2 protein-coding genes are annotated in these 4,468 nt (G+C 50.5%); one reads left to right on the forward strand and one right to left on the reverse strand.

All coding sequences use genetic code 11. The annotated features are described in order from the left end of the window. Positions 1-92: 92 nt before the first annotated feature. Positions 93-971 (forward strand): LysR family transcriptional regulator, encoded by an 879-nt coding sequence (locus tag YC6258_RS16235; protein WP_044617898.1) that lies wholly within the window; start codon positions 93-95, stop codon positions 969-971. A gap of 21 nt (positions 972-992) precedes the next feature. Here YC6258_RS16235 and YC6258_RS27445 read toward each other — a convergent pair whose 3' ends face one another. Further along, positions 993-4,457: an alpha/beta fold hydrolase gene (locus YC6258_RS27445; protein WP_052830342.1), complete on the reverse strand. Its 3,465-nt coding sequence runs from the start codon at positions 4,455-4,457 to the stop codon at positions 993-995. Positions 4,458-4,468: the final 11 nt, after the last annotated feature.

Here is a 4,468-nt window from a genome sequence, read left to right on the forward strand (position 1 = left end):
GATTAATTTGAAATCAGGTATGAGCAATACTAATATCAGGCCGACTGAGCGTTTCTGCCCTATTCATAAACACCCGTATCAGGAACACCAAAATGAATGAATCAAGCATCAACATCACCATGCTACGGGTGCTTTCGACATTGAGCGAAACCCGCAATTTCAGCCGCGCAGCAGACCGTCTCTGTATTACCCAATCCGCCATCAGCCACGCCATTCGTGGACTGGAACAGGCTGTTGGTGTCCCGCTGGTCACTCGTGGCAATCGGGGCATTACCCTGACCGCTGCCGGTGAAGAGGCGGTGGCCCATGCTCATCGCGCCCTTGAAGCGATCAACAGCACCTTGAATATTGGTCGCCAGCCCATCGAAGGACACCTGCGGCTGGCCTTAATCAATAGTGCATCGATCAAAATTGCCCCCGCCACTCTGTCCCATATCAAACGCCGTTACCCAAAACTGAATATTGACGTGCTGCTGGGTACCGATCAGGAAGTGGCACTCTGGGTGGAACGGGGTACTGCGGATTTAGGGATCAGTTACGATCCGGGAAACTGCCACCATCAGGCACTCCTGGAAGACGAATTTATTGCAATCAGCGGCCAGGGATCGGGTCTGTCCGCCGGCACAGTCCCACTCGCAGAGCTGGATCAGAAACCATTTATTCTATCTACCGGCGGCTGTGCCCCCATTCTGTTTCAGTTATTTGAACAATCACATATCCAGCCGGATATCATCATGAAAGCAAGCGATATGGGCACTCTGGTGGCACTGGTCAGCGCCGGATATGGCATATCCATCGTCCCCTCTTTTTCGCTGCAACACTTTGCAGATACCCCGGTCACACGCCACTCCCTGGTTCCGGCGATGCGGCATTCATTATCGTTGCTACAACCCCCTCAACCACAGCAGAAATCATCTGCAGCCGTTGAGGTTGTCAAAGAGATCATAGTTGGTGTGATGAATAATCATTGACGGCTGAACACTGTCCGACGGTTATGCCTGGCCACGCGTCCCATCAAGGGATAAAAACTCCTGCACAGTCGCCATCACCGCCTTCTCACTTTGCCCGGCATCGATAAACAGATGATCCCCTGGAAATACGTTAATCGTGAACGGCGCGTTGGTGAGTGTCTGCCAGGCCATCATGTCGGCATAGGAAACCTGTAGATCCCGGTCTCCGTGAAAGGCTGATATGGGTACCGGCAGGGATGTGATTGCGTCCGGATCGAAAGTGCTGACGGTTTGCATGATGGCAACGATGGCGTGCAGTTGCGTGGCGATCTGTTCGGGTGTTGTTTGGCTAAGCCCTACTTCGCGGGTGACATTGTGCTGTTGTTCGATAATTTTGTTGACCAGCTCATCATTCTCTGGCGCCAGAATGTCGTTCAATGTTGGCAGATGATCAATGCCGGCCTGTGCATAACGTTGCTGGGCATGATGGATCACAGGGTTGGGATTAATGGTCGGTGCACTGAAGGCGCTGACAAAAATCCGTTGTGGCAAAGGTTTATTCAGACGTTGCAGGTACAACGCCCAGGTGTAAGCAATTAATGCTCCGGAGCTGTGACCGAACAGTGCAAATGGCTGTTGCAGATCTTTGGCGAGAATATCCGTCAGTACTTCAGCGATTTCCCAGGCACTTTCTATCGGGCGCTCGTTGATTCGGTCACCGTGTCCGGGCAGTTCTATAGGACAAATCTGAATATCATCGGTCATTTGTTTTACCCAGTGACTAAACACCGAAGACGAAAGATGCCCATACGGAAAGCAGTAAAGGGTCAGTCGTTTTTTCGCTTGTTGTTGACCGCGTACCCATTGTTGTTTGTTCCGCGAAAACGGCTTTAATGACCGGCGCAGTGGCCAGGAAGAAGTCTGTCGGTGGTTCTCACCCGTTGCGGCGGATGCTTCAAGAGTGTTCAGAAGATCGTTAACGGTTTTGTTGAACAGGTTATCGATGGGTTTTTGGAGCTTATCCAGAATACGCTGAACACTCATGATCATCAGCGAATCCATACCCAGATCGATCAACGGAACATCGCATTTTACCTTTTCCGGTGGCATTTCCAGTCGTTCGGCGATGTAAACCAACAAGTCGTCAGGTGTCATTCCGGCCGCCGGATTCATGTTATTGATGGGCGCATGAGTGACGGCTGTCCTGCTCAGTCGCTTCAACTGAGTGTTCTGGCAATCGATCCATATATGATGATCTGCGCTTTCAATACGCCAGGATACTGAAAACTCCGAGGCTTCTGAATCAACGATAGACAGTATGCGGTTATGCAGTTGGTAATCCTGCTGATGGCTCAAAGGTCCTCGTATGCGAATGCCAGACATTTCCGTTGTCATATAAGGTGTTTTAATTGATGCATCGAGCATCATAAACGCCGGTTGTAACACCGCATCCAGGAAACCGGGGTGTGCCCCGAGGGCATATCTGTCTGAATCGAATGATAACGCCAGTCCGGAAAGACTTTCAGTCTCATCAATTGCACAGTGTTTAATGGCCCTGACAAACCCTGTTCCGGGCATGCCCATGGATTCGTAACGATCATAAAAAGTTTTCTGACTAACTGTTGTGCGACTGACAAAATTGCCATCGCTGGCATCGCCATCGACAACATGGTTGTGCGGCAAAACGGATGCCTGTGCAGCCAGTATCCATTCTGCATCCGGTTGCACTGTTTTGAAGTAAATATCAGTCTGATAAACCTGGTCTTCCTGAGCCGTGACGAGCAACTGGATTTCGGTATTCAATTGCGAGGAAATAAACAACGGTTTCAAAAACCGTATCTGATCAAGGTAGATCTCCGTGGTATTGAAATGGTTGGAAAATACTTTGTATATGGTTTCCAGATAGAAACCGATATGAAAATTGCCGGTGTCTTCAATACCTTCGAGTTTGCCTTGTTCAATCACCAGCGTGACCCGAAATAATTCCGTGGGGGTATCGGTTAACTGATAGTCCAGAAACGCGGAACCGGTTTTTACAGATGCCGGGTCAACGTTGTTGTCAGGCCGATCCAGCCAGCAGGGTGACAAATTAAAGTCATACAGTGGGTAGTCCTGCAAAGCGTTTGCTGTTGCCGGCTCTGTGTCATTCGCGGCATTTTGCAACAGGGCAAAACCATTTAAACCCCCAAACCCGAATGAACTGACACCGGCAATTCGCTCATCGGCAGACCAATCAAGCACTTCTGAAGGCAACTGAAAAGCATTGTTGTTGAAGTTCAACAGCGGATTAACGGTTTGCAGATGATTATTTCCGGGAATCTTGCCGAGATAAAGACACAATGACGCCTTGATCAGACTGGCAATACCAGCAGCAGGTTCCAGATGGCCGATATTGGTTTTAAGACAACCCAGCACACACGGATTTGCAGCCGCCCGCCCAGCACCGACTACATTGCCCAAAGCTTCAATTTCAACCGGATCCCCCAGGTAAGTACCGGTGCCATGGGTTTCGACATACCCAATGGTTTCGGGAGCAATATTGGCCTGTTGGCAGGTTTGCCGGATAACCGCTTCCTGAGCCAGACCGTTCGGTGCAGTCAGACCATTGCTTCTGCCATCATGATTAACATGACAAGCTTTTATGAGGGCGTAGGTTCTTGCAGGTCCGGGCAAATCTTCCGTAACTCGTTGCAGCACGATGACCCCTGCCCCCTCGCCCGGCACATAACCATCAGCACGCTGATCAAAGGTTTTGCATTTGCCATCTGCGGCCAGCATATTGGCATGTTGCAATAATTCGGTGGCTGCCGGGTTCAGGTTCAGACTGACCGCGCCCACCAGTGCAAACTGAATGCGCCCTTCCTGTAAATACCGGTAAGCAACATCCAGGCTTGCCAGCGAAGAGGAACAGGCCGAATCCAACACCATGCTTGGGCCTTCAAATCCATAGTGATATGAAATCCGGTTGGCGGATATCGCACTGGCATTCCCGGTGGCCATGAACAGAGCATTTTCCGGATTGTGCAGACCATCCAGCGACAAATACTGACTGGCATAATGGGACATAAACACCCCGGTCCGGGAGAATTCCGGATGCTTCTGTATGCCGGCATCAATTATGGCCTGATGGGCATTCATCAACAGCAGTCGCTGTTGCGGGTCCATGCACTTGGCTTCACGCGGGGAAATTCTGAATAGCTCCGGATCGAACAGCTCAATGTCATCAAGATAGCCGCCGTAAATGGTTTCAATATCGCTATCCGAAGTCTGTTTCCCGAGTCCCTGCAAACCGAGTCTGGCAGCTGGATAATGGCCGACAGCATCATAACGATTCAGCAGCTGTTCCCAGAACACCGGTAGACTGGCCGCGCCTGGCAGCTGACAGGCCATACCGATAACGGCAATATCGCAGCGCTTTGAGGACTGTTGCCGGGATAATTTTTCCAACCGTTGGTTAAGCTGGTTAATGGTTGTCAGGGCTTCCTGCAATAATGCGTCTTGAGTCATAAGTCAGTCTT

The organism is Gynuella sunshinyii YC6258 (assembly GCF_000940805.1).
Lineage (GTDB): Bacteria > Pseudomonadota > Gammaproteobacteria > Pseudomonadales > Natronospirillaceae > Gynuella > Gynuella sunshinyii.

Coding starts and splice junctions, on each gene's coding strand:
- YC6258_RS27445 (WP_052830342.1), bottom strand. CDS start 4,457: ATGACTCAAGACGCATTATTGCAGGAAGCCCTGACAACCATTAACCAG.
- YC6258_RS16235 (WP_044617898.1), top strand. CDS start 93: ATGAATGAATCAAGCATCAACATCACCATGCTACGGGTGCTTTCGACA.